The 26,481-nt window shown below is 58.7% G+C and carries 25 protein-coding genes and 1 tRNA gene; 9 read left to right on the forward strand and 17 right to left on the reverse strand.

Features of this window, described 5'->3' with window-relative positions; genetic code table 11:
• Nucleotides 1-516 precede the first annotated feature (516 nt).
• Together purK and purE are read right to left on the reverse strand one after the other, a co-directional pair.
• Entirely contained in the window at nt 517-1,584 is a 1,068-nt protein-coding gene (gene purK / locus ENGE1_RS23265; RefSeq protein ID WP_048254579.1) for a 5-(carboxyamino)imidazole ribonucleotide synthase, read from the reverse strand.
• Nucleotides 1,581-2,090, reverse strand: coding sequence for a 5-(carboxyamino)imidazole ribonucleotide mutase (purE, locus tag ENGE1_RS23270; RefSeq protein WP_045288133.1), 510 nt, complete (start codon nt 2,088-2,090; stop codon nt 1,581-1,583). Before purE ends, purK begins: the two co-directional genes overlap by 4 nt.
• Before the next feature lie 214 nt (nt 2,091-2,304).
• On the opposite strand from purE, the gene ENGE1_RS23275 reads away from it, so the two are divergent.
• Nucleotides 2,305-2,565, forward strand: a complete 261-nt coding sequence (locus ENGE1_RS23275; RefSeq protein ID WP_043085487.1) for a DUF2534 family protein — start codon at nt 2,305-2,307, stop codon at nt 2,563-2,565.
• Nucleotide 2,566: 1 nt separating this feature from the next.
• Here the strand turns inward: ENGE1_RS23275 and lpxH are convergent, their stop codons facing one another.
• Both lpxH and ppiB read right to left on the reverse strand, forming a co-directional pair.
• On the reverse strand, nt 2,567-3,289 hold the full coding sequence (gene lpxH / locus ENGE1_RS23280; RefSeq protein ID WP_043086746.1) for a UDP-2,3-diacylglucosamine diphosphatase: 723 nt from the start codon (nt 3,287-3,289) through the stop codon (nt 2,567-2,569).
• Between the two features lie 3 nt (nt 3,290-3,292).
• A complete protein-coding gene (gene ppiB / locus ENGE1_RS23285; protein WP_048254581.1) occupies nt 3,293-3,787 on the reverse strand; it encodes a peptidylprolyl isomerase B in 495 nt (164 codons plus the stop codon).
• Nucleotides 3,788-3,960: 173 nt separating this feature from the next.
• Between ppiB and cysS the strand changes: the two genes are divergently transcribed.
• Nucleotides 3,961-5,346 carry a cysteine--tRNA ligase gene (gene cysS / locus ENGE1_RS23290; protein WP_048254583.1) on the forward strand — a complete coding sequence of 462 codons (1,386 nt, stop codon included), beginning with the start codon at nt 3,961-3,963 and terminating at the stop codon, nt 5,344-5,346.
• 27 nt (nt 5,347-5,373) lie between these two features.
• Here cysS and ENGE1_RS23295 read toward each other — a convergent pair whose 3' ends face one another.
• The 5 genes from ENGE1_RS23295 to folD all read right to left on the reverse strand — a co-directional run bounded on the left by ENGE1_RS23295 (nt 5,374) and on the right by folD (nt 8,382).
• The gene (locus ENGE1_RS23295; RefSeq protein WP_048254584.1) at nt 5,374-6,216 is read right to left on the reverse strand and encodes a DUF2145 domain-containing protein; all 843 of its coding nucleotides are present in this window, start codon (nt 6,214-6,216) and stop codon (nt 5,374-5,376) included.
• Nucleotides 6,213-6,644, reverse strand: coding sequence for an STM0539 family protein (locus ENGE1_RS23300; protein ID WP_048254585.1), 432 nt, complete (start codon nt 6,642-6,644; stop codon nt 6,213-6,215). The genes ENGE1_RS23295 and ENGE1_RS23300 overlap by 4 nt, the downstream gene beginning before the upstream one ends.
• A 1-nt stretch (nt 6,645) precedes the next feature.
• A complete protein-coding gene (locus ENGE1_RS23305) occupies nt 6,646-7,188 on the reverse strand; it encodes a metal-dependent hydrolase (RefSeq protein WP_048254586.1) in 543 nt (180 codons plus the stop codon).
• 112 nt (nt 7,189-7,300) lie between these two features.
• On the reverse strand, nt 7,301-7,513 hold the full coding sequence (gene ybcJ, locus ENGE1_RS23310) for a ribosome-associated protein YbcJ (protein WP_043085479.1): 213 nt from the start codon (nt 7,511-7,513) through the stop codon (nt 7,301-7,303).
• A gap of 2 nt (nt 7,514-7,515) precedes the next feature.
• Nucleotides 7,516-8,382, reverse strand: a complete 867-nt coding sequence (gene folD, locus ENGE1_RS23315) for a bifunctional methylenetetrahydrofolate dehydrogenase/methenyltetrahydrofolate cyclohydrolase FolD (RefSeq protein ID WP_043085477.1) — start codon at nt 8,380-8,382, stop codon at nt 7,516-7,518.
• 425 nt (nt 8,383-8,807) lie between these two features.
• On the opposite strand from folD, the gene ENGE1_RS23320 reads away from it, so the two are divergent.
• The 5 genes from ENGE1_RS23320 to ENGE1_RS23340 all read left to right on the forward strand — a co-directional run bounded on the left by ENGE1_RS23320 (nt 8,808) and on the right by ENGE1_RS23340 (nt 14,351).
• Nucleotides 8,808-9,416, forward strand: coding sequence for a fimbrial protein (locus ENGE1_RS23320; RefSeq protein ID WP_043085476.1), 609 nt, complete (start codon nt 8,808-8,810; stop codon nt 9,414-9,416).
• A gap of 88 nt (nt 9,417-9,504) precedes the next feature.
• Entirely contained in the window at nt 9,505-10,206 is a 702-nt protein-coding gene (locus ENGE1_RS23325; protein ID WP_043085475.1) for a fimbrial biogenesis chaperone, read from the forward strand.
• A gap of 11 nt (nt 10,207-10,217) precedes the next feature.
• On the forward strand, nt 10,218-12,701 hold the full coding sequence (locus tag ENGE1_RS23330; protein WP_048254587.1) for a fimbria/pilus outer membrane usher protein: 2,484 nt from the start codon (nt 10,218-10,220) through the stop codon (nt 12,699-12,701).
• Nucleotides 12,692-13,699, forward strand: a complete 1,008-nt coding sequence (locus tag ENGE1_RS23335; protein WP_043085472.1) for a fimbrial protein — start codon at nt 12,692-12,694, stop codon at nt 13,697-13,699. Before ENGE1_RS23330 ends, ENGE1_RS23335 begins: the two co-directional genes overlap by 10 nt.
• Before the next feature lie 13 nt (nt 13,700-13,712).
• Nucleotides 13,713-14,351 carry a fimbrial protein gene (locus ENGE1_RS23340; protein ID WP_043085470.1) on the forward strand — a complete coding sequence of 213 codons (639 nt, stop codon included), beginning with the start codon at nt 13,713-13,715 and terminating at the stop codon, nt 14,349-14,351.
• 58 nt (nt 14,352-14,409) lie between these two features.
• Here the strand turns inward: ENGE1_RS23340 and fimZ are convergent, their stop codons facing one another.
• Both fimZ and ENGE1_RS23350 read right to left on the reverse strand, forming a co-directional pair.
• Entirely contained in the window at nt 14,410-15,042 is a 633-nt protein-coding gene (fimZ, locus tag ENGE1_RS23345) for a fimbria biosynthesis transcriptional regulator FimZ (protein ID WP_043085469.1), read from the reverse strand.
• A gap of 901 nt (nt 15,043-15,943) precedes the next feature.
• The gene (locus ENGE1_RS23350) at nt 15,944-16,645 is read right to left on the reverse strand and encodes a helix-turn-helix transcriptional regulator (RefSeq protein ID WP_048254590.1); all 702 of its coding nucleotides are present in this window, start codon (nt 16,643-16,645) and stop codon (nt 15,944-15,946) included.
• 349 nt (nt 16,646-16,994) lie between these two features.
• Here ENGE1_RS23350 and ENGE1_RS23355 point away from each other — a divergent pair.
• Nucleotides 16,995-17,071 (forward strand) — tRNA-Arg (locus ENGE1_RS23355).
• A 343-nt stretch (nt 17,072-17,414) separates the two neighbouring features.
• Here ENGE1_RS23355 and purU read toward each other — a convergent pair.
• From purU to glyA, 6 genes are read right to left on the reverse strand one after another with little or no spacing between them, the layout of a single operon-like run.
• Nucleotides 17,415-18,275, reverse strand: coding sequence for a formyltetrahydrofolate deformylase (purU, locus tag ENGE1_RS23360; RefSeq protein WP_048254591.1), 861 nt, complete (start codon nt 18,273-18,275; stop codon nt 17,415-17,417).
• Between the two features lie 42 nt (nt 18,276-18,317).
• Nucleotides 18,318-18,995 carry a sarcosine oxidase subunit gamma gene (locus tag ENGE1_RS23365; protein ID WP_048254593.1) on the reverse strand — a complete coding sequence of 226 codons (678 nt, stop codon included), beginning with the start codon at nt 18,993-18,995 and terminating at the stop codon, nt 18,318-18,320.
• On the reverse strand, nt 18,988-22,005 hold the full coding sequence (locus tag ENGE1_RS23370; protein WP_048254595.1) for a sarcosine oxidase subunit alpha: 3,018 nt from the start codon (nt 22,003-22,005) through the stop codon (nt 18,988-18,990). Before ENGE1_RS23370 ends, ENGE1_RS23365 begins: the two co-directional genes overlap by 8 nt.
• The gene (locus ENGE1_RS23375; protein ID WP_043085465.1) at nt 22,002-22,298 is read right to left on the reverse strand and encodes a sarcosine oxidase subunit delta; all 297 of its coding nucleotides are present in this window, start codon (nt 22,296-22,298) and stop codon (nt 22,002-22,004) included. Before ENGE1_RS23375 ends, ENGE1_RS23370 begins: the two co-directional genes overlap by 4 nt.
• A gap of 11 nt (nt 22,299-22,309) precedes the next feature.
• Nucleotides 22,310-23,563, reverse strand: a complete 1,254-nt coding sequence (locus ENGE1_RS23380; protein ID WP_048254596.1) for a sarcosine oxidase subunit beta family protein — start codon at nt 23,561-23,563, stop codon at nt 22,310-22,312.
• A gap of 13 nt (nt 23,564-23,576) precedes the next feature.
• Complete coding sequence (gene glyA / locus ENGE1_RS23385; protein ID WP_048254599.1) at nt 23,577-24,842, reverse strand: serine hydroxymethyltransferase; 1,266 nt, start codon at nt 24,840-24,842, stop codon at nt 23,577-23,579.
• Between the two features lie 224 nt (nt 24,843-25,066).
• On the opposite strand from glyA, the gene ENGE1_RS23390 reads away from it, so the two are divergent.
• Nucleotides 25,067-26,446 carry an L-serine ammonia-lyase gene (locus ENGE1_RS23390; RefSeq protein WP_048254600.1) on the forward strand — a complete coding sequence of 460 codons (1,380 nt, stop codon included), beginning with the start codon at nt 25,067-25,069 and terminating at the stop codon, nt 26,444-26,446.
• Nucleotides 26,447-26,481: the final 35 nt, after the last annotated feature.

Consider the following 26,481-nt stretch of genomic DNA (forward strand, 5'->3'; position numbering starts at 1 on the left):
CAGAATGCAGGCTAAAGAATATTAATCATTCTGAATACATACAGAGATCTTTTAATCACGCAGGCATCATGGATCTCTGCCAGAGTGAAACGAACATTTTTGCGCGCAAAAATATCAGAGCTTACCTGTGGGTAATAAAAAGGATGAATTTTGAAATTCCGGAGCCGGGTGGATGGTTAACGATCTCCGCTATGTACAGTTTCAGGCAGTACCTCCCTTTCAAAAAATATTACGCCCCGATCTGTTTTAGTTTTTTGATAGTGTCAGGCTAATATCCTCAATGATCCCCTCCTGAAATGACCAACTAAGACGTAATAAATACCCGATGTGATAGTGTTCATAATGTTAAAAAACAAGTTCGGAGCGGACTATGGCTGGCAGCCGGGTAGTCTGTCCGGAGTACTGAGTTTTTAAAATGATAGCGGGTAAAAACAACGTTATCTCAGATGATGCAGGAATGCCGAAGGAGTCCCTCCGGCATTGTTGCCGGGGAAGGGCAATCCCCGGCAGGTTGCATTAATCCAGCTTCGCCTGCGCCCAGACGATGCCGCTGGCATACTCCGGCGGCAGCAGCGGGATAAGCGCCTCCAGCGTGGCGCTGAGCCGGCCGGTATCGCAGTCGCTGAGGTTCAGGTGGCCCACCTTGCGGCCCGGACGTACCTCTTTGTCATACCAGTGCAGGTGCACCAGCGGCAGCCTGAGCCAGTCGTAATTCAGATCGGTGCCGATCAGGTTCACCATCACCGACGGCGCGCTGACCACCGGCGGCGGCAGCGGTAGCCCGGTAATGGCGCGCAGGTGCAGTTCGAACTGGCTGATGGAAGCCCCGTTCTGCGTCCAGTGGCCGCTGTTGTGCACGCGCGGCGCCAGTTCGTTAATCAGCAGCCCGGCGGGGGTAATAAAGCACTCCATCGCCATTACGCCCACGTACTCCAGCTCGTGCATGATGGCCGACAGCATCTCTTCCGCCTGCGCCTGCTGGCGGGCGTCCGCCTGCGGGAAGGCGACGCTCATGCGCAGGATCCCCTCCTGGTGCAGGTTATGGGTCAGCGGATAGAAGACGGTTGCGCCGTCGCGGGAGCGGGCGCCGACCAGCGACACTTCGCCGCTGAAGTTAATGCCCTGCTCGACGATACACTCCCCGTAGCACTCGTCCGGCAACTGCCCGGTTTCGTTTTCGCGCAGGCGCCACTGGCCGCGGCCGTCGTAGCCGCCGGTGCGGCGCTTGACGATGGCCAGCTCGCCCAGCATCTCAAATACGCCCGGCCACTCTGCTTTATCGGCCAGCAGCTGCCACGGCGCGGTCGCCAGACCGAGGCGGTCAAACAGCTGCTTCTGGGTCAGGCGGTCGGCGATAATCGGAAAGACATCGCGGTTGACGAACGCAGGATGGCGCGCCAGTTCGCGGGTCAGCGCGGTCTCCGGCCAGCGCTCAATTTCAGCGGTAATGGTGCTCTGCTGAAAGGGCACCGCGTCGGGATCGGCCTCCAGCCCGACCGGCCATACCGCAATCCCCAGCGGTTCACCGGCCTGGCGCAGCATCCGCCCCAACTGACCGTTCCCCAGTACGCAGACCTGCTTCATGCCGCACCCCGCGGATCCGGGTTGTCGAGCACCTCGTCCGTTTGCGTCCGGCGCCAGTCGCTAAGGCGCTGGTGGAGATCCGCGTCATGAACTGCCAGCATCTGCGCCGCCAGCAGGGCGGCGTTGGCCGCGCCGGCCTTGCCGATCGCCAGCGTACCCACCGGAATACCGCGCGGCATCTGTACGATAGAGTAGAGGCTGTCGACGCCGCTCAGGGCGGCGCTCTGTACCGGCACGCCCAGCACCGGCACCAGCGTTTTGGCCGCAATCATGCCCGGCAGGTGCGCCGCCCCGCCCGCGCCCGCGATAATCACCTGGTAACCGTTCGCTTCCGCGCCTTCGGCGAAGCTGAACAGCTTGTCCGGCGTGCGGTGGGCGGAGACCACTTCAACGTGGTGAGCAACATCAAGGGTATCGAGGATTTCTGCGGCAAACTGCATGGTAGCCCAGTCGCTTTTGGACCCCATGACGATGGCGACTCGCGCCGGGTTATTGCGGGAAGACATGCGTCTTAAAACTCCTGTGGGTGTGGAACACACTGCTTTGAAGGCCTCCGAGAATACCATGAAAACGCGGCAAGGAAAACGATTGCGCAGCCCGCTGTAACGTCAGGGTGACGCCGCTGTTGACTTAAGGTGGCAAAGGGGTAATCACTTTGTGCAGGCAATGAGGTAAAGTAGAGGCTGTTTTGTTGACCGCAGCATAATCAAGGAGCCCGCTATGCTGAAAATATTGCGCACCCCGGAGGGGAAAAAGTTTCTCACCGCCGTCGTCATCGTGTTTATCGTTGCCGTTTCGGTAGTGACGAAAGTAACGTTCCAGGGCGTAGAAGATCAGTACAACCTGCCGATGAGCCAGTGGAACGTCTCCATGTTCTTTATACAGGGCGCATGGGCGACCATCTACAGCATCATGTTCACTATTATCGGCTCGCTGCCGTTTGGCTTTTACTTTCTTGGCCCGAAGGACGATCGGGGCTAGCTCAGAACGGAAAGGCAATCAGCTCCACGCTGTCGGCGGTCGCTTTGACCATCGAGCCTTCCGTATGCCACGCGCCCAGTACCACCCTTGATGCGGATTGCCCGTTAACCGTCAGCGCGTGCACCTGCGGACGATGAGTATGCCCGTGGATCAGCCACTGCACCTGGTGCTTTTCCATCACCGCGGTTACCGCCTGCGGATTGACGTCCATAATGGCTTCTGATTTGTGGCCGTTGGCCGCCCGGCTGCCGCTGCGCATCCGGCGGGCGATTTTGCGGCGGATAAACAGCGGCAGGGCCAGAAACAGCGCCTGTATCCACGGCGTGTGGACCTTGCGGCGAAACGCCTGGTACTGCACATCGTCGGTACACAGCGTGTCGCCGTGCATAATCAGCACCCGGCGGCCGTACAGGTCGAGGACCTTCTCCTGCGCCAGCAGCTGCATACCGCTTTCGCGCGCAAAGCGCCTGCCCAGCAGGAAGTCGCGATTGCCGTGAATGAAGTAGCAGGGCGTGCCGGATGCAACCAGCGCCCTGATTTCGCGCGCGATTTCCGCGTGCAGCGGCGTGGGATCGTCATCGCCAATCCACGCTTCAAACAGATCGCCGAGGATATACAAACCCTCGCTGCCGCGCGCTTCGCCGCGCAAAAAACGCAGAAAACCGGCGGTTATCGCCGGTTCTTCTGTCTGCAGGTGTAAATCTGCAATAAAGTGTGTCGCCACCAATTACTCGCTGACGGTCACGCTTTTGATAATCACGTCTTCTTTCGGCACGTCCTGATGCATACCGCTGCGGCCGGTGGCCACACCCTTGATGGCGTCAACCACGTCCATGCCTTCCACCACTTCTGCGAATACGCAGTAGCCCCAGCCCTGCAGGTTTTCGCCGGAAAAGTTAAGGAAGTCGTTGTCTGCGACGTTGATGAAGAACTGCGCGGTGGCGGAGTGCGGCGCCTGGGTGCGGGCCATTGCCAGGGTGCCGCGGGTGTTTTTCAGGCCGTTGTTGGCTTCATTTTTAATCGCGTCTTTGGTCTCTTTCTGATTCATGCCCGGCTCAAAGCCGCCGCCCTGAATCATGAAACCGTTGATAACGCGGTGGAAAATGGTGTTGTCGTAGAAACCTTCACGGCAGTAGTCCAGGAAGTTTTTAACTGTTTCAGGCGCTTTATCATCAAAGGTTTTGATAACAATGTCGCCGTGATTAGTGTGGAAAGTGACCATTTTTTCATCCTGTTCTGTTTATGTGGTGCGAATACCCGTTGCCGGGTTACGTATAGTCGGTTGTTATAGCATAAGCCACCGCCTGGATCATCTCGCAAATCAGGCTGATCCCGGTATGATTTACGGGTATCATACGCTATTCACTGTCCACACACGTCCAAACGGAATATTCGATGTTAAAAATCTTCAATACACTGACGCGCCAGAAAGAGGAATTTAAACCTATCCATGCCGGGGAAGTCGGCATGTACGTGTGTGGTATTACCGTTTACGATCTCTGTCACATTGGCCACGGCCGCACCTTCGTTGCTTTTGATGTTGTCGCCCGCTACCTGCGCTTTCTCGGCTATAAGCTGAAATATGTCCGCAACATTACCGATATTGACGACAAAATCATCAAGCGCGCCAATGAAAATGGTGAAAGCTTCGTGGCGCTGGTCGATCGCATGATCGTCGAAATGCACAAAGATTTTGATGCTCTGAACATCAAGCGCCCGGACAGCGAGCCGCGCGCGACGCACCACATTCCTGAAATTATTGAGATTACCGGACGCCTGATCGACCGCGGCCACGCCTACGTTGCCGACAACGGTGACGTAATGTTCTCGGTGCCGAGCGACCCGACCTACGGCCAGCTGTCGCGCCAGGATCTGGAGCAGCTGCAGGCGGGGGCCCGGGTTGACGTGGTTGACGCCAAGCGCAACCCGATGGATTTCGTGCTGTGGAAAATGTCGAAAGCGGGCGAGCCGGGCTGGCCGTCGCCGTGGGGCGAGGGGCGTCCTGGCTGGCACATCGAGTGTTCAGCGATGAACTGCAAGCAGCTCGGCTCCCATTTCGACATTCACGGCGGCGGATCGGACCTGATGTTCCCGCACCATGAAAACGAAATTGCCCAGTCCACCTGCGCCCACGACGGCGAGTACGTCAACACCTGGATGCACTCCGGGATGGTGATGGTTGACCGCGAGAAGATGTCCAAATCGCTGGGCAACTTCTTTACCGTCCGCGATGTGCTGAAGTACTACGACGCCGAAACCGTGCGCTACTTCCTGATGTCCGGCCACTACCGCAGCCAGCTCAACTACAGCGAAGAGAACCTCAAGCAGGCCCGCTCGGCGCTGGAGCGCCTCTACACCGCCCTGCGCGGTACCGACGCCTCCGCCGCGCCTGCGGGCGGCGACGCCTTCGAAGCGCGCTTTCGCGAGGCGATGGATGACGACTTCAATACGCCGGAAGCCTACTCGGTGCTGTTCGACATGGCCCGCGAAGTGAACCGCCTGAAGGCGGAAGATCCGGCAGCAGCGGACGGTATGGCGGCGCAGCTGCGCAAAATCGCCGGCGTGCTGGGCCTGCTGGAGCAGGATCCGGAAGCTTTCCTGCAGAGCGGCGCCCAGGCGGACGACGGTGAAGTGGCCGAAATCGAAGCCCTGATCAAACAGCGCCTGGAAGCGCGCCAGGCGAAAGACTGGGCGGCGGCGGACGCGGCCCGCGATCGCCTCAATGAGATGGGCATTGTGCTGGAAGACGGCCCGCTGGGGACGACCTGGCGTCGTAAGTAAACGCTTGCCTCAGGCCGCAGCATGTTTTCATTCTGCGGCCTTTTTTTGTCCACTTTTTGTCGGCGGCTGGAAAATGCACACTGACTGACCCCACCCCTGATGATCGCAACCGGCAACCGGGCGGCTGTAGGCCGCAAGAAAGCGTATCGTGCTGTCGCCGCTGTTCAGCGCTATTTTTCCCTGCTTCAGCAGCGAGGCTGGCTGATCGTCGGTGAAAATATTGCGGGTAAATAGCTTCGCACCCACTCTTTCAAACGTGCTGGCGCGAACGATTGAAGGCTGATAGTGCTGCGCCTGCAGCCAGCTTCGGGCCGCTTTTCTGGACCATATTTCGCGATCGCTGGCGCGGGCGAATACCTCCAGCAGCCAGCCATTAGAGTTTTGGTACGGGCCATCAAACGGCCACGCAATCATGTTGTAGCGCGGGCTATGAAACAGATTAAGCTTGATTGGGCTGGTTAAAAGTTCAGCCAGCGCGGCGCTCTGCGCCGGGGCAGGGCGCAGAATCGCAATATTGGGGTTAACCAGCTCATCGTCCAGAAACTCGTACAGTCCCTGAACAAAGAGTTCCGACCTGTCCGTGCCGCAGAGGTTAAGATTGTGATAAACCCACCAGTCGCCGTTTGCCTGACGCATTGCATAACCGGTGTGGGACCAGATCAGATGCCGGTCAGACATATCCTGCCCCTGACGTGCCAGAATGACGACAGGATCGGGCTCGCTGTCTAAGCTCTGCCTGAGCAGTGCGGCCCTGTGCATAATTGCGGAGACTGTTTCCGGTGCCTGTGTACGGCAAGCGCAGTTACCGCTGTTGGCTGATGAGTCCAGGGCTATCAGCGACAGGCAAAGCAACAGCAGTCGGCGCATCATTTGGTGGGAACCGGTCTGCTGCCGGAGAGCCCGGCGTTCTCCTCGTTAACCATATGTGTAAGCACCTTATTCCCCTTCTTAAGCAGTGCCCCCGTGCCTTCCGGTGCGCTTTCAAGCGACACTTTATCGCCCGCCTTGAGGTTTCCTTCTTCAACGACCCTGAGTGGCACGACCATCTCAATCTCTTTCTTCTGCGGCGCTATTGCCGTCAGGTGTGCCGTTTGCTGCCGGTCATCTTTTTCCACTGATTTCATCACCAGCGCAGCGGGCAGCATTACCGGAGAAAGGATTATCCCGCTGACCAGAGCGGAGCTTCCGACGCTCACGATGCCTGAGGAAAGGCCATAAACTGCGCTGTGCGACATATCGCCGGCGTGGCTCACGCCACAGGTAACGAAAAGAGCCGTAATAATTGAGCGTTTAAGCATATTAGTTCCTTGTAATAAAATATTTTTTCCTGAGAACAATCAGCAGTGACATCAGCAGAACGCCCGGCAGCCATACCCACAGCAGCTCTGAAATAATCACCTGGTGTCCGTAGGGCGTAGCGTAGCGCGACAGCGCAAAGGGTGCGACCTTAATCACCTGCCACGGCGCAAAGAAGCGCTCGTCTGACCACGGCCACAGCCAGCCTACACCCTTGCCGCCGGTGGTGATTGCATCCAGCAGGCTGTGGGAGAGCAGGCTGACGGTAAGAAACAGCCAGCAGCGTACCAGCCCGGTCTTAAACCATCGTCGGCCGAAATAGACGCAGATAAGCGGCACCAGAAATGCGAACAGCAGCGAGTGGGTAAAGCCCCGGTGGCCGAAGGCGTTGCCGTAGGCCACGCCGAACTTAAATGCCAGCACGTCGGCGTCGGGCAGCATGGCCAGCGCGATGCCCGCGAGCAGCAGGCGGGGAAGAATAGCGCGGGTGCCGAGGCCCAGGCCGAGACAAATCGGCACGGCGGCGTGAGTGATAACGGTTGGCATACGTTTTCATCCCTGAATAAAGGGGATAAGCATAAACGAAGCGGCGAAAATTTCTGCGGGGTAAATCTGAGTTTTGGGGCCGGACAGAAGTCCGGCCCGCGGAGGCAGGTAATCAGGCAGTAACGGTCACGCTCTGTCCTGCAAAGCTCACCGTCTGGCCGGCGACGATTTTGCAGCGCTTGCGGGTTTCCACTGCGCCATCAACGCTCACCAGGCCATCGGCGATGGCGAGTTTGGCCTGGGCGCCGCTTTCGCTCCAGCCCTCAAGCTTGAGGAGATCGCACAGCTCAACGTGCGGATGTTTGCCAAGTGAAAAAGTGGCCATGCTTATACGTCCTTAACGTCGTGGTACTCTTCGCACGCCTGCAGCGTGTTCTGGATAAGGGTGGCAACGGTCATCGGACCGACGCCGCCCGGTACCGGGGTAATATAAGACGCGCGGGCGGCGGCATCGTCAAAGATGACGTCGCCAACCACTTTGCCGCTCTCCAGCCGGTTGATGCCGACATCGACCACGATCGCGCCCTCTTTGATCCACTCGCCCGGAATAAAGCCCGGCTTGCCGACGGCTACCACCAGCAGATCGGCGTTCTCGACGTGATGGCGCAGATTTTTAGTAAAGCGATGGGTCACGGTGGTGGTGCAGCCTGCCAGCAGCAGCTCCATGCTCATCGGACGACCAACGATATTAGAGGCGCCGATAATCACCGCATTCAGCCCGTAGGTATCAATGTTGTAGCGCTCAAGCAGCGTCACGATACCGCGCGGCGTGCAGGGACGCAGGCGCGGCGCGCGCTGGCACAGGCGGCCAACGTTGTAGGGGTGAAAGCCGTCCACGTCTTTATCCGGCGCAATGCGCTCCAGCACCTTCACATTGTCGATACCCGCCGGCAGCGGGAGCTGGACCAGGATCCCGTCAATCTTCCCGTCGGCGTTCAGGGTATCAATCAGCGCCAGCAGTTCGGCTTCGCTGGTGGTTTCCGGCAGATCGTAGGAGCGCGAAACAAAGCCCACCTCTTCACATGCCTTGCGTTTGCTGCCGACATAGATCTGCGATGCCGGGTTGTTGCCTACCAGCACCACGGCCAGCCCCGGAGCGCGAAAACCGGCCGCAACGCGGGCCTTCACTTTTTCAGCGACCTCAGAGCGCACCTGCTGCGCAATCGTTTTACCGTCAATAATCTTTGCTGCCATCAGAGAGAGAATTCCGTCTGTTACTTGCGAAAGGGGGAGTGCGCATATTCTCGCAGAAGCGAAGCGTGATGTCAGTCACCGTTTGCTTTTTTATGCCCGCACGGCATGTGGCGCGCAGGCCCCGCGCGTCTTTTACAGGTAATGATGGCGCCCGGTTGATTAAATTTTGCTCGGATTTTTCTTAGGTCGGTTTAAGGCGACCCTGAGCGAAGCGGCAGACTTCGTACGTGGTGAGGATGCGCATTTTTAGCTAATTTACGCTGGCTGTTGCGGGGAGTTATTTCCGTTCAGTAATAGATGTCATAACGCGAACTGTCGAATTTCCTTAGAACGTCAGATAAATCACTTTATCTGGCTCCATTGGCTGTTCGCAAATCAACGAGTCGATGCATTAAAAATTAATTCACTGTAATAAGGAAATAGAAATGCAAAAGGTTATTCTCTCTGCAGCCGTCGCCGCTTTATTATCAGGTATGTCTGCAGCTCACGCAGCGGATACCAATGTAGGCGGTGGTCAGGTTAATTTCTTCGGTAAAGTCACCGATGTTTCCTGCACCATTTCCGTTAACGGTCAGGGCAGCGATGCAAACGTCTATCTCTCCCCTGTAACGTTAACAGAAGTTAAAGCAGCGGCGGCAGACACCTACCTGAAGCCGAAATCATTTACCATTGACGTTTCTAACTGCCAGGCCGCTGCGGGTACGAAACTTGATGATGTCAGTAAACTGGGCGTGAACTGGACCGGTGGTAACCTGCTGGCCGGGGCGAGCAGCAAGCAACAGGGCTATCTGGCAAACACCGAATCTGCCGGTGCGCAGAATATCCAGCTGGTTCTCTCTACCGATAACGCAACCTCGCTGAGCAACAAAATCATCCCCGGTGACAGCACCCAGCCGAAAGCCACGGGCGATCAGAGCGCGGTGGCCGATGGCGCCCGTTTTACCTACTACGTAGGCTATGCCTCAAGCACCCCGGATACGGTGACCACCGGCGTGGTCAACAGCTACGCGACTTACGAAATTACCTACCAGTAATTCCTGTCTGTAAAAAAGCTGCTCCATCAGGAGCAGCTAAAAATAATAAATTAATAATTGCCGTTATATAATATTTTTTGAGGTTAGCATGAAGCGTATTACCTTTTTGTTATGTGCTCTTTTCAGCTTCACCGCCAGTGCCAACAATATTATCGTCAATGGCACGCGCTTTATTTATCCAGGCAACGAAAAAGAAATAACGGTCCAGCTCAATAATACCGCGGACCGGCCAGCGCTGGCTCAGGCCTGGCTCGACAACGGTAATCCGGATGCCACCCCCGATACGATTACGACGCCTTTTATCATTACCCCGCCGATTTCACGGGTGGATGCGAAAAGCGGCCAGACGCTACGTATTAAGCTCGGCAGTGCGGCGGGGCTTGCGAAGGATAAAGAGACGCTGTGGTGGCTGAATATCCTTGAGATCCCGCCCGTGGTCGCCAGCCAGAAGAATGAGGGACAAAACGTCCTGCAGCTGGCTATTCGCTCACGCTTTAAATTTATCTATCGCCCCACGGGGCTTGGCAACCGCGATACGGCGGTGGAAAAACTGCAGCTCTCCGCCAGCGGCAGCAAGTTATCGATAAATAATCCCACGCCGTTTTATATCACCGTCAGCCGCATTACGCGCAATAACGATGCTGCGCTGAATAGCAAGACGGTGATGATTGCGCCGCAGTCCTCGCTGATGATCCCGCTCTCGGCGGCGGTAAACCGGGGTGAAACCCTGAACGTAAGCAATATCAATGACTACGGTGCCGAAGTTGCGGCTAAAATCAGCGTTAAATAAGGGACAAGATGATGAAGCAGGGCGTCTTCTGCACCGGCAGATTAAGCACCGCGATTGCCGTCGCGCTCTGCTGTTTTCCGCCATATTCCAACGGACAGGAAACTTCGGCTGGCGAATATAAATTTAACGATGGCTTTATCGTTGGCAGCCGTGAGAGGGTCGATCTTTCCCGCTTTACGACCAGCGCTATCAGTGAGGGCGTTTACTCGCTGGATGTTTATACCAACGGCGAATGGAAAGGTCGCTATGATCTGAACGTCAGGCGCCAGCCGGACGGTAAGCTCGGTATCTGCTACACCAAAGCGATGCTGGCCCAGTATGGCATTGCCGCAGATAAGCTCAACCGCCAGCTCAGCGAGAAGGAGGGCTACTGCGGGCCGCTCAAGGCTTGGCGCAGCGAAGAGAATGTGCAGGATAACCTGATTCAGTCCTCCCTGCGCCTTGAGATCTCGGTACCGCAGATCTATGAAGATCAGCGCCTGAAAAACTACGTCAGCCCGGAATTCTGGGACAAGGGCATTGCGGCGCTCAATCTGGGCTGGATGGCGAACGCCTGGAACAACCATACGTCAGGGCAGGGATCGGATAACAACAGCGCCTACCTCGGTCTTAACGGTGGTCTGTCGTGGAACGGCTGGCTGCTCAAGCACATCGGTAACCTTAACTGGCAGGAGCAGCAGGGCGGCGCCCACTGGCACAGCAACCAGACCTATCTGCAGCGGCCGATCCCGGCGATGAACTCTATTTTTACCGGCGGCCAGCTGTTCACCAGCGGCGAGTTCTTCGACACCATCGGCGTGCGCGGCGTGAATCTGGCGACGGATGACAACATGTTCCCGGACGGGATGCGCTCCTACGCCCCGGAAATTCGCGGCGTCGCCCAGAGTAACGCCCTGGTGACGGTGCGCCAGGGCAACAATATTATCTATCAGACTACGGTTCCGCCGGGTCCCTTCACCCTGCAGGACGTTTACCCTTCCGGCTACGGCAGCGATCTCGATGTATCGGTAAAAGAGGCGGACGGTACGGTAAATGTCTTCAGCGTGCCCTATGCCTCGGTTGCCCAGCTGGTGCGGCCCGGCATGACGCGCTACGCGATCTCGGCCGGTAAAGTGGACGATGACTCCCTGCGCCACAAGCCGACGCTCTATCAGGCCACCTGGCAGCACGGTCTGAGCAATATGTTTACCGGCTATACCGGCGTGACCGGGTTTAACGACTATCAGGCATTCCTGCTGGGTACCGGGATGAATACCGGTATCGGGGCGCTCTCCTTCGACGTTACCCACTCCCGGCTGAAGAGCGGTTCGCTTGACGAGAACGGTCAGAGCTATCGCGCCACCTTTAACCGGATGTTTGTTGAAACCCAGACCAGCATCGTACTGGCGGCCTATCGCTATTCAACCAAGGGCTACTACAACCTCAACGATGCGCTGTATGCGGTCGACCAGGAGCGCAACAGCCGCAATAACTATGTGCTGTGGCGGCAGAAAAACGGCATGACTTTCACCGTTAACCAGAACCTACCGGAGGGCTGGGGGGGCTTCTACCTCAGCGGGCGGGTTTCCGACTACTGGAACCGCTCCGGCACCGAGAAGCAGTACCAGCTGAGCTACAACAATTCATTTGGCCGCCTCTCCTGGTCAATGAGCGCCCAGCGCGTCTATACGCCAGACAGCTCCGGCCACAGCAAGGACGACCGGGTATCGTTTAACTTCAGCTATCCGCTGTGGTTTGGCGAAAACCGCACGGCCAACCTGACGTCGAACACGGCCTTTAATAACTCGCACTTCTCCAGCTCGCAGATTGGCATCAACGGCTCGCTGGATAATGAAAACAATCTCAACTACGGCGTTTCTACCACCACGACCCCCGGCGGCAAGCACGACGTGGCGCTGAACGGCAGCTACCGTACGCCGTGGACCACGCTTAACGGCAGCTACAGCCAGGGCTCGGGCTACCGCCAGAGCGGTATCGGCGGCAGCGGTACGCTGATAGCCCACAGCGGCGGCGTGGTACTGTCGCCGGAAACCGGCACCACCATGGCGCTGATTGAGGCCAAAAACGCGAAGGGCGCGATGTTGCCCGGCTCGCCGGGCACCCGGGTGGACAGCAACGGCTACGCCATCCTGCCGTACCTGCGCCCGTACCGCATTAATTCGGTGGAAATAGATCCGAAAGGCAGCCAGGACGATATCGCCTTTGACCGCACGATGGCACAGGTGGTGCCGTGGGAGGGCAGCGTAGTGAAAGTCACCTTCGCCACCGAAGTGCAAAACAATATTACCCTGCTGGCGCGCCAGCCCGGCGGCGAACCGCTGCCGTTTGCGGCCACTATCTACGATCCTGCCGGGAAGGAGATTGGCGTTGTCGGCCAGGGCAGCATGATGTTCATCAGCAGCGCGGAGGCAAAGCGCGCCATCGTCAAGTGGAGCGGCGGGCAGTGCGCCGTTGACCTCAATGCCTCAAACAGTAAGGAAGCAGTATGTCGATAAGTAAAAAACTGATCCTCGGCGCGGTGCTGATGATGGGGGCGGCGAGTGCCTGGGCGGATTGTACGCGGGGGAGGGCGGCGACCGTTCGCCTGGATATGGCGATGGGCAGGGTGGTTGTCGATCCCAACCTCGCCGTGGGGGCCGTTATTGCCCAGCAAAGCTGGACAATGCCGTCGTCGGGCGGGAACAACAACTTTTTTTATACCTGTACCGGAAGGAACACCTTTAAGGCGGATATTGTTGCCCCCGGGGTTAGCGATCTTGGCAATAAAATCTATTCCACTAACGTTCCGGGGATTGGCCTGCGATTCAGCCGGGGCGGTAATTCCGTCAATATCGTCTATCCCGGCTCGTACACACCGCAAGTGCCGGAATGGCAGACCACAAATTATACCCTTGAAGGCTCCCGCTTCACGCTGGAGGTGATTAAAACCGCGGCATTAACCGGCAGCGGTACGCTTGCTGCGGGTCAGTATACTTCCTATGACTGGGAGTATGGTCGCGGCAACCCCATTTTGACCACATTCCTGAGCGCCAACGCCATCACCATCGTCTCTCCCTCCTGCACCGTCGTCGGGGGTAAGAATATGAACGTCGACGTCGGCAGCATCCGGCGCAGCGATCTCACAGGCGTCGGTTCGACGGCGGGCGGCAAAGACTTCAGCATCCAGCTGCAGTGCAGCGGTGGCCTTAACGATAGCGGCTATGCCAACATTGAAACCTCCTTCTCCGGCACGCTGGCGACCGGTACTTCCGCTAATACGGGCGCGTTGATGAACGAGAAAACCGGCAGCAGCAAGGCGGAAGGCGTCGGTGTTCAGGTACTGAAAGAGGGGACGCCGCTGGAATTTAACAAAAAGTACAACGTCGCCAGGCTCAACAACCAGGAGATACGCTATATCGATATCCCGCTGCGCGCCCGCTTTTATCAATACGCCCCCACCATCAGCGCAGGTGAAGTGGAATCGCATATGATCTTTAACCTGACCTATGACTAATCCGGGAGGCGGGATGCACGGCATTATCTCTGACTTTATTCGCGCAACCTCGCTCTGCGTAGCCCTCTCGGCCGCGCAGGCGCAGGCCTTTGAAACCAACTACGACCGCGGCCGCGTGGATTTTTCCGGGCGGGTGACGGATATCTCCTGCAGCGTGTCGCTTAACGGCGCGCACAATGCCGGCAGCGGCAGCGTCTGGCTCCCCCCCGTCAGCCTGGCGGAGGTGCACGACAGCGGTGCCGGAGCTTATCTGAAGCCAAAACCGTTCACCCTTGAGCTGTCCAACTGCCAACTGCGCCACGGCGGCAACGTTCCGGCAGACCAGGATCAGGTGCGGCGGGTCAGCGTTCGCTGGGTGGATGGTTTTGTGGTTAACGATGTCAATAATGAAAATGCGGGGTATCTGGCCAATACGCTGCCAGACGGCGCTCAGCATATTTATCTGGCCCTTGCCACAAATAATAACAACACGCTGAGTAAGGATAATAAAATTGTGCCGGGCGATCTGCAGCAGAATCAGGTCTATTTACGTGATAAAGCTGTCAATGGTGGTATCTATACTTACTATATTGGTTACGTGACCGCAACGCCGTTACGCGCCACCAGCGGCCCTATTACCAGCTGGGCAACGTGGGAGCTTGTTTATAATTAAGTATGATCCTGGCGTCGCCTGCAGCAGGCAGGCGAGACACCGTTAAATGCTTATTTATTCACAGCAACTCGTGGGCTTTTGCATAATCAATCAATTCAACAATAGTATGTACCCCCAGCTTAGAGAAAATATTGGATTTGTGGGCGCTAATTGTTTTGTTACTTAACAACAGCTGCTCGGCGATTTCCTTATTCGTTAAGCCATTGGCGAGATAACGAAGTACCGTTACCTCACGATTAGATAATGGCAGTTCATTTATTTCTCCCCGCCTTGGAGAGTGGTGGCTCAGGAGATTAAGCGTTTCCGAGGGAAAAAATGAATAACCGGCCAGCAACATCTCTACTGCCCGAATGATATCATTGTGGTCCTTCCGCTTACTGATAAAACCATTAGCTCCGGCCCGCAGCGCTCGCCCGGCGTAAAAGCTTTCGGATCTTGATGAAAGAAAAAGAACTCGAGTGGTTGGGCTTAACTCATTGATTCTTTTAAGCAAAGAAAAGCCATCAGTGCCGGGCAGTTCCACATCGAGAATCACCAGGTCAACGGGCTGCTTTTTTATATAGTCAATAAGCTCTCTGCCATTGTCTGATTTTAGCACTACCTGGATGTTGCTATTTGCTTTCAGCAAAACTTCTATCGACATTCTGACGATAGGCTGTTCGTCCATAATAATAACGGATGCCGGTTTCATTTTCTGTCCCTCAGATATAGGTGCTGTTGTGCTGAGTTCTTGCAGGAACCAATATCAGCAAAATTGTCTATGATGTTAGATCATATTGTTAGCGGTTTTTATTCCTCTGTACATAAAGTGCCAGAAACGGAAGCGCGCCTGGAGTATTAGCCAGTTGTCAGAGAGTGGGGTGCTATCATGGATGTTTTTGATATTGGTGTTTCTGTCATAGTGATCATTCCCTTGTTATTAAGTACAGAAGTAAAGGTATTAGTGAATACATTTATTCGACGACTAGTCCTGGTACTTTTTTCTTATTCTTCCAGCCCAGCGATTATACCGCTTAACTTTTTCTGGAAAAGTCGTAGAAAATGATAAAGCACTTTACTTATTATGATGTGCTAATAAAAATTAATTAGGAATTTTCTTTTGGTGGGTTTTTCTGCGAATTTCAGATTTGGTAACGGGAACGATTCCTGGTGTCGGCAAAAACAAAACAACCCACTGGATGTTGATTTTTTGTTAATTTTATTTCGAAATTATTTAACCGCCGTATTGACACCTGAAATGATGTGATGATGGTACGATGAAGAAATATCTTATTGTATTTATTGCTTTTATTGACTATCCGGATGTGACACAGGGCCAGAATATAAGAAGGTAAACGATTGCAGCCCGGCGCGGTCGTCGCGCTTCTGTTTATTAAATAGACGACACAGAGGCGGGGGACACCGGGTCAACACAAACAGTAATGTTGTTATTTTCACTTTATTCACCATCTTATGTAGTCCCTGTAACTGCGGGGGTAATCTTCCAGGAATAGTTATAATTGTTAAATAATGGTTAATTATTAACAATAATTTAACTAAACATTAAGCAATTTCTTATTATTTTAGGACATTGCTTAACTAATCCCGATCTTTCAACAATGCTTGTCGCTGAGCTTCAGCAGCAGGCGTATCAGCTGCTGGCGGCAATTTAGCTTCAGCAGGGTCTGGATGCGCCCCATGCTATAAATTATGCGATGGTAAGGTAGCTGCAGCTGCCGCGCTATTGCACGTAGAGAGAAACCCTGCGCCATCAGGAGTAGAATTTTCCACTGCTTTTGGCTCAATACGCGCTCTTGTGTCTCGGCCCGGGTAAATGTTGACTGCATCAGGCCCACTATTTTACGTATCTTTTGCCGCTTATTGATGACAATGGCCGAACAGGCGGCCTGAACAAAGGTTTCTATGTCGCTCGCCTCTTCAGAGGCAAGAAATGCAAGCTGCAGATCGGGGCGCCGCAGTCGTAATGTTCTCACTCTGTCGAGAAGGTCAATGACGGGAATTGCCCAGCCCTCGAGATCGATAATTGCCCCGCTACTGTTACCTTCCTCAAGCGCCAAAAAAGCCTCCTCCGGATCGCCATAGATGGGATAATAGCAGAGCGGAGCAGGGCTTTGCGCTATGCCTTCAGCCAGAAAACGATCTCCGGTAACGACGACGCGAAGCTCGGGTGTCCTGGCGCCTGGCTCAGGCAAATCGCTATGCTCTATCAGCACGTTCTGAGGAAAGGGGGGCGGATTGCTCTGTAACGCCCGGAGATTGCGTCTTCTCCTTTCCCTGCGCAGCACGACGCGCATTACTTTTTTTCTGGATAGTGCAGTAATGTTTTATTTTTCTCTTGTAAATTAACAGCATACTGGAAGCGTTAACCGCCTGCTTTTTATTCAGGCCTTACTGTCTTTATTGTGACTGCTCCGGGATATTCTTCCGCTCGCCTGAATTCAGAGGTATCGGCTGCGGCTTAAATCACTGCGGGATTTTTCGTATCTGGACGGGAGATGAGGGGGAGTGCATCTTTCAATCATTTCTGGTACATAAAATCATCTTCCCTGCCCGCGGCGCGCCATACGGGGTAAAATCCATTGACTCACAATACGTTGACCGTATAATTCCACGCGTTTCGCATTGCGAAGTTTTCCTCTCAATGCGCCCTTAGCTCAGTTGGATAGAGCAACGGCCTTCTAAGCCGTGGGTCGCAGGTTCGAATCCTGCAGGGCGCACCATCTGACTGGTATAACCAGTTCTCTCTTTGCCATTGTATCGACATCACTGCAGTTAAAAGCCAGGAAAAGTACCAATTTTGCGGGTATTTCTGGGGAAACCGTGGGTTGTGTGAACAATGGGTAAATGCGGGATATCCTGCGGCGAAACTCAGGCCCCTTCACGCGCGCCGCAGAGGCGAGCACCAGCACGATGGCATCTTACAGGTCACTTTCGCCAGCGGCGGGGGATTGAGCACGGTGAAGAGCCGCAGCGGCAGCCGCCTGTGAAGATACAAAGGCAATCCCCACCGCCCGGAAATCGCGAAGGCTTTGCGGTCAATATCAAACCCGAGGCGGTAAATGATTAACCCAGTACGACCGTGCGGCTGCCGTTAAGGAATACGCGCTTCTCGACGTGGTAGCGCACGGCGTTGAAAAGCGTGATGCGTTCAATATCCTGCCCGCGGCTAATCAGGTCCTGCGGGTAGAGCGCGTGATCGACGCTCTGAATGCCCTGGGCGATGATCGGTCCTTCATCGAGGTCGTTATTCACGTAGTGCGCCGTGGCGCCGACCATCTTAACCCCTTTCTCCCAGGCCTGATGATAGGGCTTCGCACCCTTGAAGCCCGGCAGCAGGGAGTGGTGAATATTAATCGCCCGGCCGTCGAGCCGCTGGCACATCGCCGGCGACAGCACCTGCATATAGCGGGCGAGCACCACCAGGTCGATGCGGTATTGCTCCATCAGGGCGAGGATCTCCGCCTCCTGCTGCGGCCGGTTTTGCGCATTCACCGGCAGGTGGTACCAGGGAATATTGTGCCACTCGGCGAGCGGCTGCAGGTCCGGATGGTTAGAGATAATCAGCGGCACGTCGATGCTGAGCTGGCCGGTGCGGTGGCGGTAGAGCAGGTCGTTCAGGCAGTGGTCAAACTTTGATACCAGAATGGCGACGCGATCCCGGTGGCCGGGGGGCGTCAGCTGCCACTGCATTTCAAACGGGGCGACGCGGGGCGTGAAGCGGTCGCTGAAGCCTTCGCGGCTGAAATTCGCCGCCGCCTGAAAGGCGATGCGGATAAAAAAGCGTTTGCTGACCCGGTCGTCAAACGAGTGGATCTCATTCACGTAGTGGCCGGATTCGGCCATAAAGCGCGTCACAACATCCACGGTTCCCAGCCTGCTGGGGCAGCTCGCGGTAAAAATCCAGGCGTCGGGCAGGGTGCTCATAGGCATCTCCAGATAAGGGCGCGCGCGGCGCGCCGGATAAGGCTACTGGCTGACGATAAGCCCGTACTCGCGGCTGGCGTCCTGCAGCCACAGCCAGAGGTAGTCGGCGAAGCTGCGGCGCACCACCAGCTCCCAACTCTCGTCGCCGGTGCGGCGCAGAAGAACGCTGCTCTTGGCGAAGATGGAGCCGGCCACCTTGCCTACCGGAAATTCGCGGGGGTGCAGGTCGAGCGGCGTGCTCTTTTTCAGCACGTCCACCGCGCGCGGGCCGGAGAGCATCAGGATGGTCTGGCCGCCGCTGACGTTGACCACCGAGAAGTGCCCGGCGGCGTCGGCGCGTAGCGCCTTTTCCAGGGCAAACGCCTGTTCGTAAGGCACGGTGACCAGCCATTCGTCGGGGCTGAGCCAGCGGGCGGCAATATCGCCCTTTTCCGCCGAGGTCAGCGGCTGCAGCGGCAGCCCGATCCCCAGCACCCTGGCGCAGGCGGCGGTAAAGGCGGCGTTGCCGCGGTCGCCGCGCAGGATCAGGTGGCCGCGCAGGGCCAGCTCGCGCAGCGTCACGCCGCCCGCAGTCGGCGCATCCGCCGCCAGCCGGGCCAGATCCGCATGGTGCAGCGGCGATTCGGCGCGGGCGCCGCCGGCGGGCAGCTGGTTCATAACGATCGCGCCGCCGTCTGGCGCTTTATGCACCCGGGTTTCCGGAATTACGGTTTCAGACATTCTGGCGCTCTCCTTTTGGATCGAAAAAGACCGGGCTGCAGATCTCGGCTTCAATCACCCGGCCGTCGGGCAGCGGGTAGTAAACCGTCTCTCCCATCCGCTCAAGGCCGCCCTTAATAAAGCCCATCGCAATGCTGCGGTTGAGGTTAGCGCTCCAGTAGCTGGAGCTGATGTGTCCCAGCAGATCCATCGGCAGCGGCTGTTTAGGATCGGCCACCGCCTGGGCGCCCTCCGGCAGCACGGTTTTTGGATCGCGGGTTTTCAGGCCCACCAGCTGCTTGCGCTGGCCGCGTACGCAGTCCTCCCGCGCCATGCCGCGCTTGCCGATGTAGCTGAACGGCTTGCTGTTGGCCACCGCCCAGCCCATGCCGAGATCGAACGGCGTTACCGAACCGTCGGTATCCTGGCCGGTAATGATAAAACCCTTCTCGGCGCGCAGAATGTGCATGGTCTCGGTGCCGTAGGGCGTCAGGTTGTAGCGCGCGCCCTTCTCAAAAAGCTTCTCCCAGACGTAGAGGCCGTAGTTGGCCTGAACGTTAATTTCAAACGACAGCTCGCCGGTAAACGAGATGCGGAACACCCGGGCCGGCACGCCGGCGACGGTGCCTTCCCGCCAGTCCATAAATTTGAAATTGTCCTTATCGAGGTCGATATCGTCGCACAGCTCTGCCAGCAGCTTACGGCTCTCCGGCCCGGAGAGGGTCATGGTGGCCCAGTGGTCGGTGACGCTGGTAAAGTACACCTCCAGCTCCGGCCACTCGGTCTGGTGGTAAATCTCCAGCCACTCCAGCACGTGGGCCGCGCCGCCGCTGGTGGTGGTCATCAGAAAGTGGTTTTCGGCCAGACAGGAGGTCACTCCGTCGTCGAACACCATCCCGCTCTCGCCGCACATCACGCCGTAGCGGCACTTGCCGATCCCGAGTTTCGCCCAGGCGTTGGTGTAGACCCGGCTGAGAAACTCGCGGGCGTCCTTGCCCTGAATATCGATTTTGCCCAGCGTTGAGGCGTCGAGAACGGCCACGCCGCTGCGCGCGGCTTTACATTCGCGGTCCAGCGCCTGCTGCATGGTCTCCCCCGGCTGCGGGTAGTACCAAGGGCGCTTCCACTGGCCGACGTCCTCGAACTTGGCCCCGCGCTTAACGTGCCAGGCGTGCATCGCCGTAAAGCGCTTCGGCTCAAACAGCGCCCCGCAGTGCCGCCCGGCGATGGCGCCGAACGCCACCGGCGTATAGTTGGGGCGGAAGACCGTAGTACCGGTATCGGGAATGCTTTTTCCCAGCACCTTCGCGGCGATGGCCATGCCGTTGATATTGCCGAGCTTGCCCTGGTCGGTGCCGAAGCCCATCGCGGTGTAGCGCTTGATGTGCTCAATGGCCTCGAAGCCCTCCCGCGCCGCCAGCGCAATACCCGCCGCCGTCACGTCATTCTGGTAGTCTACAAACTGCATCGGCGCCCGGGTCAGCGGCCGGCTGTGCGGGATGTAAAACAGCGCCATCGCCTTGCCTTCCCGGCAGCTGCTGACCTGCGGCATTACCACTTCAACCGGCTTCAGGCCCAGCTTCGCCACCGCCTCCTGTCCGGCATTAATGCCCTCCAGCAATACCTTCGCCAGCGGGTAGGTGGCGTTGATGCCGCCGGCGGTGATCTGCCGCTGGCGGGTCGGGCCGGGGACAAAACCAATGGCCTTTACGTCCCAGGTCGGGCGGCTGCCGGTATGGCAGGAGAGATGCACCACCGGGCTCCAGCCGCCGGAGCTGGCAACGGTATCGCAGCGCAGGGTGGTCACCGGCCCGGCAAGCGCGTCGGCGCCGGGGGCAAGGGCGGCGATGCTGACGCCGCTGACGCGCTTCTTGCCCTGCACGTCGATCACGCCGCTGCCGGTGATGACCCGGATGCGGCGGGTGTGGACGGCGTCAATCAGGTCGCCCTGCGGGTTGGGGCGGGTATCAACCACCGCCACCACGCTGCCGCCGGCCGCTTCCCAGTCCAGCGCCGTCTGATAGGCGCCGTCGTTGGTGGTCATCAGCACCAGCTGCTGGCCGGGAAGCACGCCGTAGCGGTTGATGTAGGTGGACACCGCCGAGGCCACCATGCAGCCCGGTACGTCGTTATGGCTGAACACCAGCGGCCGCTCCTGGGCGCCGGTGGCCAGCACCACCCAGCGGGCGCGCACCCGGTGCATGCGCTGGCGCACCTCGCCGGGCCTGCCGCCGCCTTTGTAGTCGGCCCGGTCCTCGTTAATGGTCAGGAAGTTGTGATCGTGATAGCCGTTGACCGTGGCGCGCGCCAGCAGCGTTACCTCCGGCATCGCGGCAAGCTCGGCCAGGGTCTGGGCAATCCACTCTGCGGCCGGTTTGCCGTCGATGGTTTCCCGGCTGGCGAGCAGGTGGCCGCCGAACTCGCTCTGCTCATCGGCGAGGATCACCCGGGCGCCGCTGCGCCCGGCGGTAAGGGCGGCCATCAGCCCGGCGGGGCCGCCGCCGACCACCAGCACGTCGCAGTGCTGGTTCATACTGTCATAGGTATCGGGATCTTTTTCCCGCGGCGCGCGGCCCAGACCCGCCGCCCGGCGGATGTACTTCTCGTAGGTCGGCCACAGCGAAGGCGGGTACATAAAGGTTTTGTAGTAGAAGCCCGGCGGCATCAGCTTGCCGCCGACGCGGCCCACCAGTCCCATTAGATCCGATTCAACGTTCGGCCAGCCGTTGGTCGCCGAGGCCACCAGCCCGTCGTACAGCGGCTGCTGGGTGGCGCGGACGTTCGGCACCTGGGTGGCTTCGCTCGCCCCCAGCTGCACGATGGCGTTCGGCTCTTCGGCGCCGGCGGCTACGATGCCGCGCGGGCGGCTGTACTTAAAGCTGCGCCCGACGATATCCACGCCGTTGGCCAGCAGGGCGGAGGCGAGGGTATCGCCCTGATAGCCGCTATACTGGCGGCCGTTCCAGCTGAAGGTCAGCGGTTTGCTGCGGTCGATTCTGCCGCCGGACGCGAGGCGATTTTTCTGGCTCATTTCTCCGCTCCTTGCAGCGCCTGCTGCGGCAGCTCGCCGATGAGGTAAACCTCTTCTATCTCATAGGTCTGAGTATCGCGGGTAACGTTAAAGAACTTGCGGCAGCCCGCACTGTGAACCCACAGTTCGTGGTGCTTACCGCGCGGGTTTTTGCGAAAGTAGAGATACTCGCCCCACTCTTCGTCGGTGCAGGCATCCGGGTCGAGCGGCCGGGCGATGTGCGCCTGGCCCTTGACGTGAAACTCCTCCTCCTCGCGAAACTCGCCGCAGTGAGGACAGTAGATATGCAGCATGCGGTAACTCCTCAGTGTGCGACGCCCGCGGCGCCGTGTTCATCCACCAGCGCTCCGGTGTAGAAGCGCTTCATCGTGAACGGCTCGGCGAGCGGGTGCGCCCTGCCGTGGGCCAGCATGTGGGCAAACACGTTGCCCGAGCCCGGCGTGCCCTTAAAACCGCCGGTGCCCCAGCCGCAGTTGAAGAACAGGTTTTTCACCGGCGTGGCGGAGATAATTGGGCTGGCGTCCGGACAGGTATCGACGATGCCGCCCCACTGGCGGTTCATCCGCACCCGGCTGGTGCAGGGGAACAGCTCGACGATGGCCTGAATGGTGTGCTCGATAATGCTGTAGGAGCCGCGCTGGCCGTAGCCGACCCAGCCGTCGATCCCGGCGCCGATCACCAGATCGCCCTTGTCGGACTGGCTCATGTAGCCGTGGACGTGGTTGGACATCACCACCGTATCGAGGAACGGCTTGATAGGCTCAGACACCAGCGCCTGCAGCGGATGGGACTCCAGCGGCAGCTCGAAGCCCGCCATCTTTGCCATCACCCCGGAGTTGCCCGCCGTCACGCAGCCGACGCGGTCGGCTTTGATGGTGCCGTGGGCGCGGGTTTTCACGCCGGTTATCTTGCCGTCGTTAATCTCCATGCCGATCACTTCGCAGTTCTGGATAAGATCGACGCCCAGCGCATCCGCCGCCCGGGCGTAGCCCCAGGCCACCGCGTCGTGGCGGGCGTTGCCGCCCCGGCGCTGCACCGAGGCGCCGAGGATCGGATAGCGCGCGTCCGGCGAGCAGTCGAGGGCGGGGATCTCTTTTTGCAGCTGGTCGCCGTAGACCATCTCGTTATCGACGCCCTGCAGGCGGTTGGCGTGCACCAGCCGCTCGTTGGTGCGCAGATCCTGCAGCGTGTGGCAGGTGTGGTATACCCCGCGCTGGGAGAACATCTGGTTGTAGTTGAGATCCTGCGACAGGCCCTCCCACAGCTTCATCGAGTGCTCGTACAGCGCCGCCGATTCGTCCCACAGGTAATTGGAGCGTACGATGGTGGTATTGCGGCAGATATTGCCGCCGCCGAGGTGGCCCTTTTCCAGCACCGCAATATTGGTGACGCCGTGCTCCTTCGCCAGATAGTAGGCGGTGGACAGGCCGTGGCCGCCGCCGCCGATGATAATCACGTCGTAGCGCTTTTTCGGCGTCGGATTGCGCCACACCCGCTGCCAGTTTTCGTGAAAGCTGAGGCTGTGCTTCAGCAGGCCAAACCCGGAATATCGTTGCATGCTCTCTGCTCCTCTAGCGGTAGGCCGGATAGTCGGCGCACAGGCCGAGTACCTGCTGCTTCACGTCGGCGATGGTTTTTTCACGCTGAGCCTCGTCGTTCAGCACGTCGAGAATATCGGCGATCCAGCCCGCCAGCCGGCGGCAGCTCAGCTCGTCAAAGCCGCGGGTGGTCACCACCGGCGAACCGATGCGCAGCCCGGAGGTGACGAACGGCGACTGCGGATCGTCCGGAACGGCATTTTTGTTGACGGTGATATTGGCCCGGCCCAGCGCCGCGTCGGCGGCCTTACCGGTCAGGCCCTGCTTGATCAGGCTCAGCAGGAACAGATGGTTGTCGGTGCCGCCGGAGACCACGTCGTAGCCGCGCTCGATAAACACCTCCGCCATCGCGCGGGCATTTTTCACCACCTGCTGCTGATAGGCGGCATATTCGGGCTGCATCGCCTCCTTAAACGCCACCGCCTTGGCGGCGATAACGTGCATCAGCGGTCCGCCCTGGCCGCCCGGGAATACCGCAGAATTGAGCTTTTTCTCCAGCTCAGGATTGGCTTTGGCGAGGATCAGCCCGCCGCGCGGTCCGCGCAGGGTTTTGTGCGTGGTGGTGGTCACCACGTCGGCCCAGGGCAGGGGAGAGTCGTAGACGCCCGCCGCCACCAGCCCGGCGACGTGGGCCATATCGACAAACAGATACGCGCCGACCCTATCGGCGATAGCGCGAAAGCGCGCCCAGTCCACCACCCGCGAGTAGGCGGAGAAGCCGGCGACGATCATTCTGGGTTTATGTTCGAGGGCGAGGGCTTCCACTTCGTCGTAATCAATCTCGCCGGTTTCGCGGCTGAGGCCGTACTGCACGGCGCGGTAGATCTTGCCGGAGAAGCTGACCGAGGCGCCGTGGGTCAGGTGGCCGCCGTGGGCCAGGCTCATGCCCAGCACCGTATCGTCCGGCTGGCACAGCGCCATGTAGACGGCGGCATTGGCCTGCGATCCGGAGTGCGGCTGGACGTTGGCGTAATCGGCGCCGAACAGGGCGCAGGCGCGCTCGATAGCCAGCCGCTCCACCACATCGACGTATTCGCAGCCGCCGTAGTAGCGCTTTCCGGGATAGCCTTCGGCATATTTATTGGTGAGCGCAGTGCCCTGAGCCTGCATCACCCGCGGGCTGGTGTAGTTCTCGGAGGCGATAAGTTCGATGTGGTCTTCCTGACGCCGGGTCTCATCCTCGATTGCCTGCCAGAGTTCACCGTCAAAGCTCTGGATATCATCGCTCTTTGCAAACATCTCTCTACTCCTTCAATGCCGAAAGTGGGGTCCTGATGTCAGGCGATAATATCCACAGCCGGGCAATGCTTAATGTTCGCCTGCGCCGAAGCGATGCCCATTTGCGACATCCTGTTCCGTGCGCGTCGATAGGGCATATGCGGGCGTCGCTCTCCGGCATCCCCGCTGCGCTGCCTGCCGCGATAATGCGGCGACATCAGGTGGCGTCACGCCGGGAGAGAAGCATGAGCATCAGCGTTTTCGATTTGTTTAAGGTCGGGATTGGTCCCTCCAGCTCGCACACCGTCGGGCCGATGCGCGCGGCGCTGCGCTTCACGCGGGCGCTCGAAGGCCACGCCGGGCGGGCCAGCCTGTGCCGGGTGACGATAGAGCTGTTCGGCTCCCTGAGCGCCACCGGCGTCGGCCACGGCACCGACAAGGCGGTGCTGCTGGGGCTGATGGGCGAGTCGCCGGATACCATCGATCCGGCGATCATCGAGCCCGCCGTCAGGGCGGTGTGCGAGACCGCCTCCCTGACCCTGCCGTGGCGGGCCAATATCGAATTCGACTGGAACCGCGATTTAACCTTCAGCGACGACGCGCTGGCTTATCACCCCAACGCCATGCGCCTGAGCGCCTTCGGCCCGGCGGACCGGCTGCTGCTCTCCCGGATTTATTATTCGGTGGGCGGCGGCTTCGTGCTCGACGAAGAGGAGGCCAGCGCCGCCGACTCGCCGTTCGCCGCCGCCGACGTTCCCCACGACTTCAACAGCGCCAGGGAGCTGCTGGCCCGCTGCCGCGAGCGCGGCCTGCGGATCAGCGAACTGATGATGGAAAACGAGAAAACCTGGCGCAGCGAGGCGGAGATCCGACGCGGGCTGGCGCATATCTGGGAGGTGATGCAGGCGTGCATCGCCAGCGGCCTGCGCAACGAGGGCGTGCTCCCCGGCGGCCTCAACGTCCGCCGCCGGGCGGCGACGCTGCACCGCTCCCTGCAGCGCGCCACCGCCGCCAACGTCATCAGCTCAACGCTGTCGGCGATGGACTGGATCAACCTTTACGCGCTGGCGGTCAACGAAGAGAACGCCGCCGGCGGCCGGATGGTCACCGCGCCGACCAACGGCGCGGCGGGCATCGTCCCTGCGGTGCTGATGTACTACATGCGCTTTCAGCCCGGCGCCGGAGAGGAGAACGTGGTGGACTTCCTGCTCGCCGCTGCCGCCGTCGGCGCGCTGTGCAAAAAGAACGCCTCCATCTCCGGGGCCGAAGTCGGCTGCCAGGGCGAAGTCGGCTCCGCCTGCGCGATGGCCGCCGCCGGACTCACCGAGGTGCTGGGCGGCACGCCGGAGCAGGTTGAGAACGCCGCCGAAATCGCCCTCGAACACAACCTCGGCCTCACCTGCGACCCGATCGGCGGCCTGGTGCAGGTGCCCTGCATCGAGCGCAACGCCATCGCCGCCGTCAAGGCGATCAACGCCGCCCAGATGGCCCTGCGCGGCGACGGCCAGCACTTCGTCTCCCTGGATAAAGTGATCCGTACCATGCGCGAGACCGGCAAGGATATGCAGGATAAGTATAAGGAGACGTCGAAAGGCGGGCTGGCGGTGAACGGGGTGGAGTGCTGAGGGGGAGCATGTCCGCCATGCCGCCGGCGGCATGG

The organism is Pluralibacter gergoviae ATCC 33028 = NBRC 105706, from assembly GCF_001598855.1.
Lineage (GTDB): Bacteria > Pseudomonadota > Gammaproteobacteria > Enterobacterales > Enterobacteriaceae > Pluralibacter > Pluralibacter gergoviae.

Bases quoted from the DNA above. Each gene is read 5' to 3' on its own strand.
- folD (WP_043085477.1), bottom strand. From the start codon at position 8,382: ATGGCAGCAAAGATTATTGACGGTAAAACGATTGCGCAGCAGGTGCGC.
- ybcJ (WP_043085479.1), bottom strand. From the start codon at position 7,513: ATGGCCACTTTTTCACTTGGCAAACATCCGCACGTTGAGCTGTGCGAT.
- ENGE1_RS23340 (WP_043085470.1), top strand. From the start codon at position 13,713: ATGCACGGCATTATCTCTGACTTTATTCGCGCAACCTCGCTCTGCGTA.
- ENGE1_RS23365 (WP_048254593.1), bottom strand. From the start codon at position 18,995: ATGTCTGAAACCGTAATTCCGGAAACCCGGGTGCATAAAGCGCCAGAC.
- purE (WP_045288133.1), bottom strand. From the start codon at position 2,090: ATGTCTTCCCGCAATAACCCGGCGCGAGTCGCCATCGTCATGGGGTCC.
- ppiB (WP_048254581.1), bottom strand. From the start codon at position 3,787: ATGGTCACTTTCCACACTAATCACGGCGACATTGTTATCAAAACCTTT.
- ENGE1_RS23320 (WP_043085476.1), top strand. From the start codon at position 8,808: ATGCAAAAGGTTATTCTCTCTGCAGCCGTCGCCGCTTTATTATCAGGT.
- glyA (WP_048254599.1), bottom strand. From the start codon at position 24,842: ATGTTTGCAAAGAGCGATGATATCCAGAGCTTTGACGGTGAACTCTGG.
- ENGE1_RS23325 (WP_043085475.1), top strand. From the start codon at position 9,505: ATGAAGCGTATTACCTTTTTGTTATGTGCTCTTTTCAGCTTCACCGCC.
- cysS (WP_048254583.1), top strand. From the start codon at position 3,961: ATGTTAAAAATCTTCAATACACTGACGCGCCAGAAAGAGGAATTTAAA.
- ENGE1_RS23335 (WP_043085472.1), top strand. From the start codon at position 12,692: ATGTCGATAAGTAAAAAACTGATCCTCGGCGCGGTGCTGATGATGGGG.
- ENGE1_RS23295 (WP_048254584.1), bottom strand. From the start codon at position 6,216: ATGATGCGCCGACTGCTGTTGCTTTGCCTGTCGCTGATAGCCCTGGAC.
- purU (WP_048254591.1), bottom strand. From the start codon at position 18,275: ATGAGCACCCTGCCCGACGCCTGGATTTTTACCGCGAGCTGCCCCAGC.
- purK (WP_048254579.1), bottom strand. From the start codon at position 1,584: ATGAAGCAGGTCTGCGTACTGGGGAACGGTCAGTTGGGGCGGATGCTG.
- ENGE1_RS23370 (WP_048254595.1), bottom strand. From the start codon at position 22,005: ATGAGCCAGAAAAATCGCCTCGCGTCCGGCGGCAGAATCGACCGCAGC.
- ENGE1_RS23275 (WP_043085487.1), top strand. From the start codon at position 2,305: ATGCTGAAAATATTGCGCACCCCGGAGGGGAAAAAGTTTCTCACCGCC.
- ENGE1_RS23305 (WP_048254586.1), bottom strand. From the start codon at position 7,188: ATGCCAACCGTTATCACTCACGCCGCCGTGCCGATTTGTCTCGGCCTG.
- ENGE1_RS23300 (WP_048254585.1), bottom strand. From the start codon at position 6,644: ATGCTTAAACGCTCAATTATTACGGCTCTTTTCGTTACCTGTGGCGTG.
- ENGE1_RS23330 (WP_048254587.1), top strand. From the start codon at position 10,218: ATGAAGCAGGGCGTCTTCTGCACCGGCAGATTAAGCACCGCGATTGCC.
- ENGE1_RS23375 (WP_043085465.1), bottom strand. From the start codon at position 22,298: ATGCTGCATATCTACTGTCCTCACTGCGGCGAGTTTCGCGAGGAGGAG.
- ENGE1_RS23350 (WP_048254590.1), bottom strand. From the start codon at position 16,645: ATGCGCGTCGTGCTGCGCAGGGAAAGGAGAAGACGCAATCTCCGGGCG.
- fimZ (WP_043085469.1), bottom strand. From the start codon at position 15,042: ATGAAACCGGCATCCGTTATTATTATGGACGAACAGCCTATCGTCAGA.
- ENGE1_RS23380 (WP_048254596.1), bottom strand. From the start codon at position 23,563: ATGCAACGATATTCCGGGTTTGGCCTGCTGAAGCACAGCCTCAGCTTT.
- ENGE1_RS23390 (WP_048254600.1), top strand. From the start codon at position 25,067: ATGAGCATCAGCGTTTTCGATTTGTTTAAGGTCGGGATTGGTCCCTCC.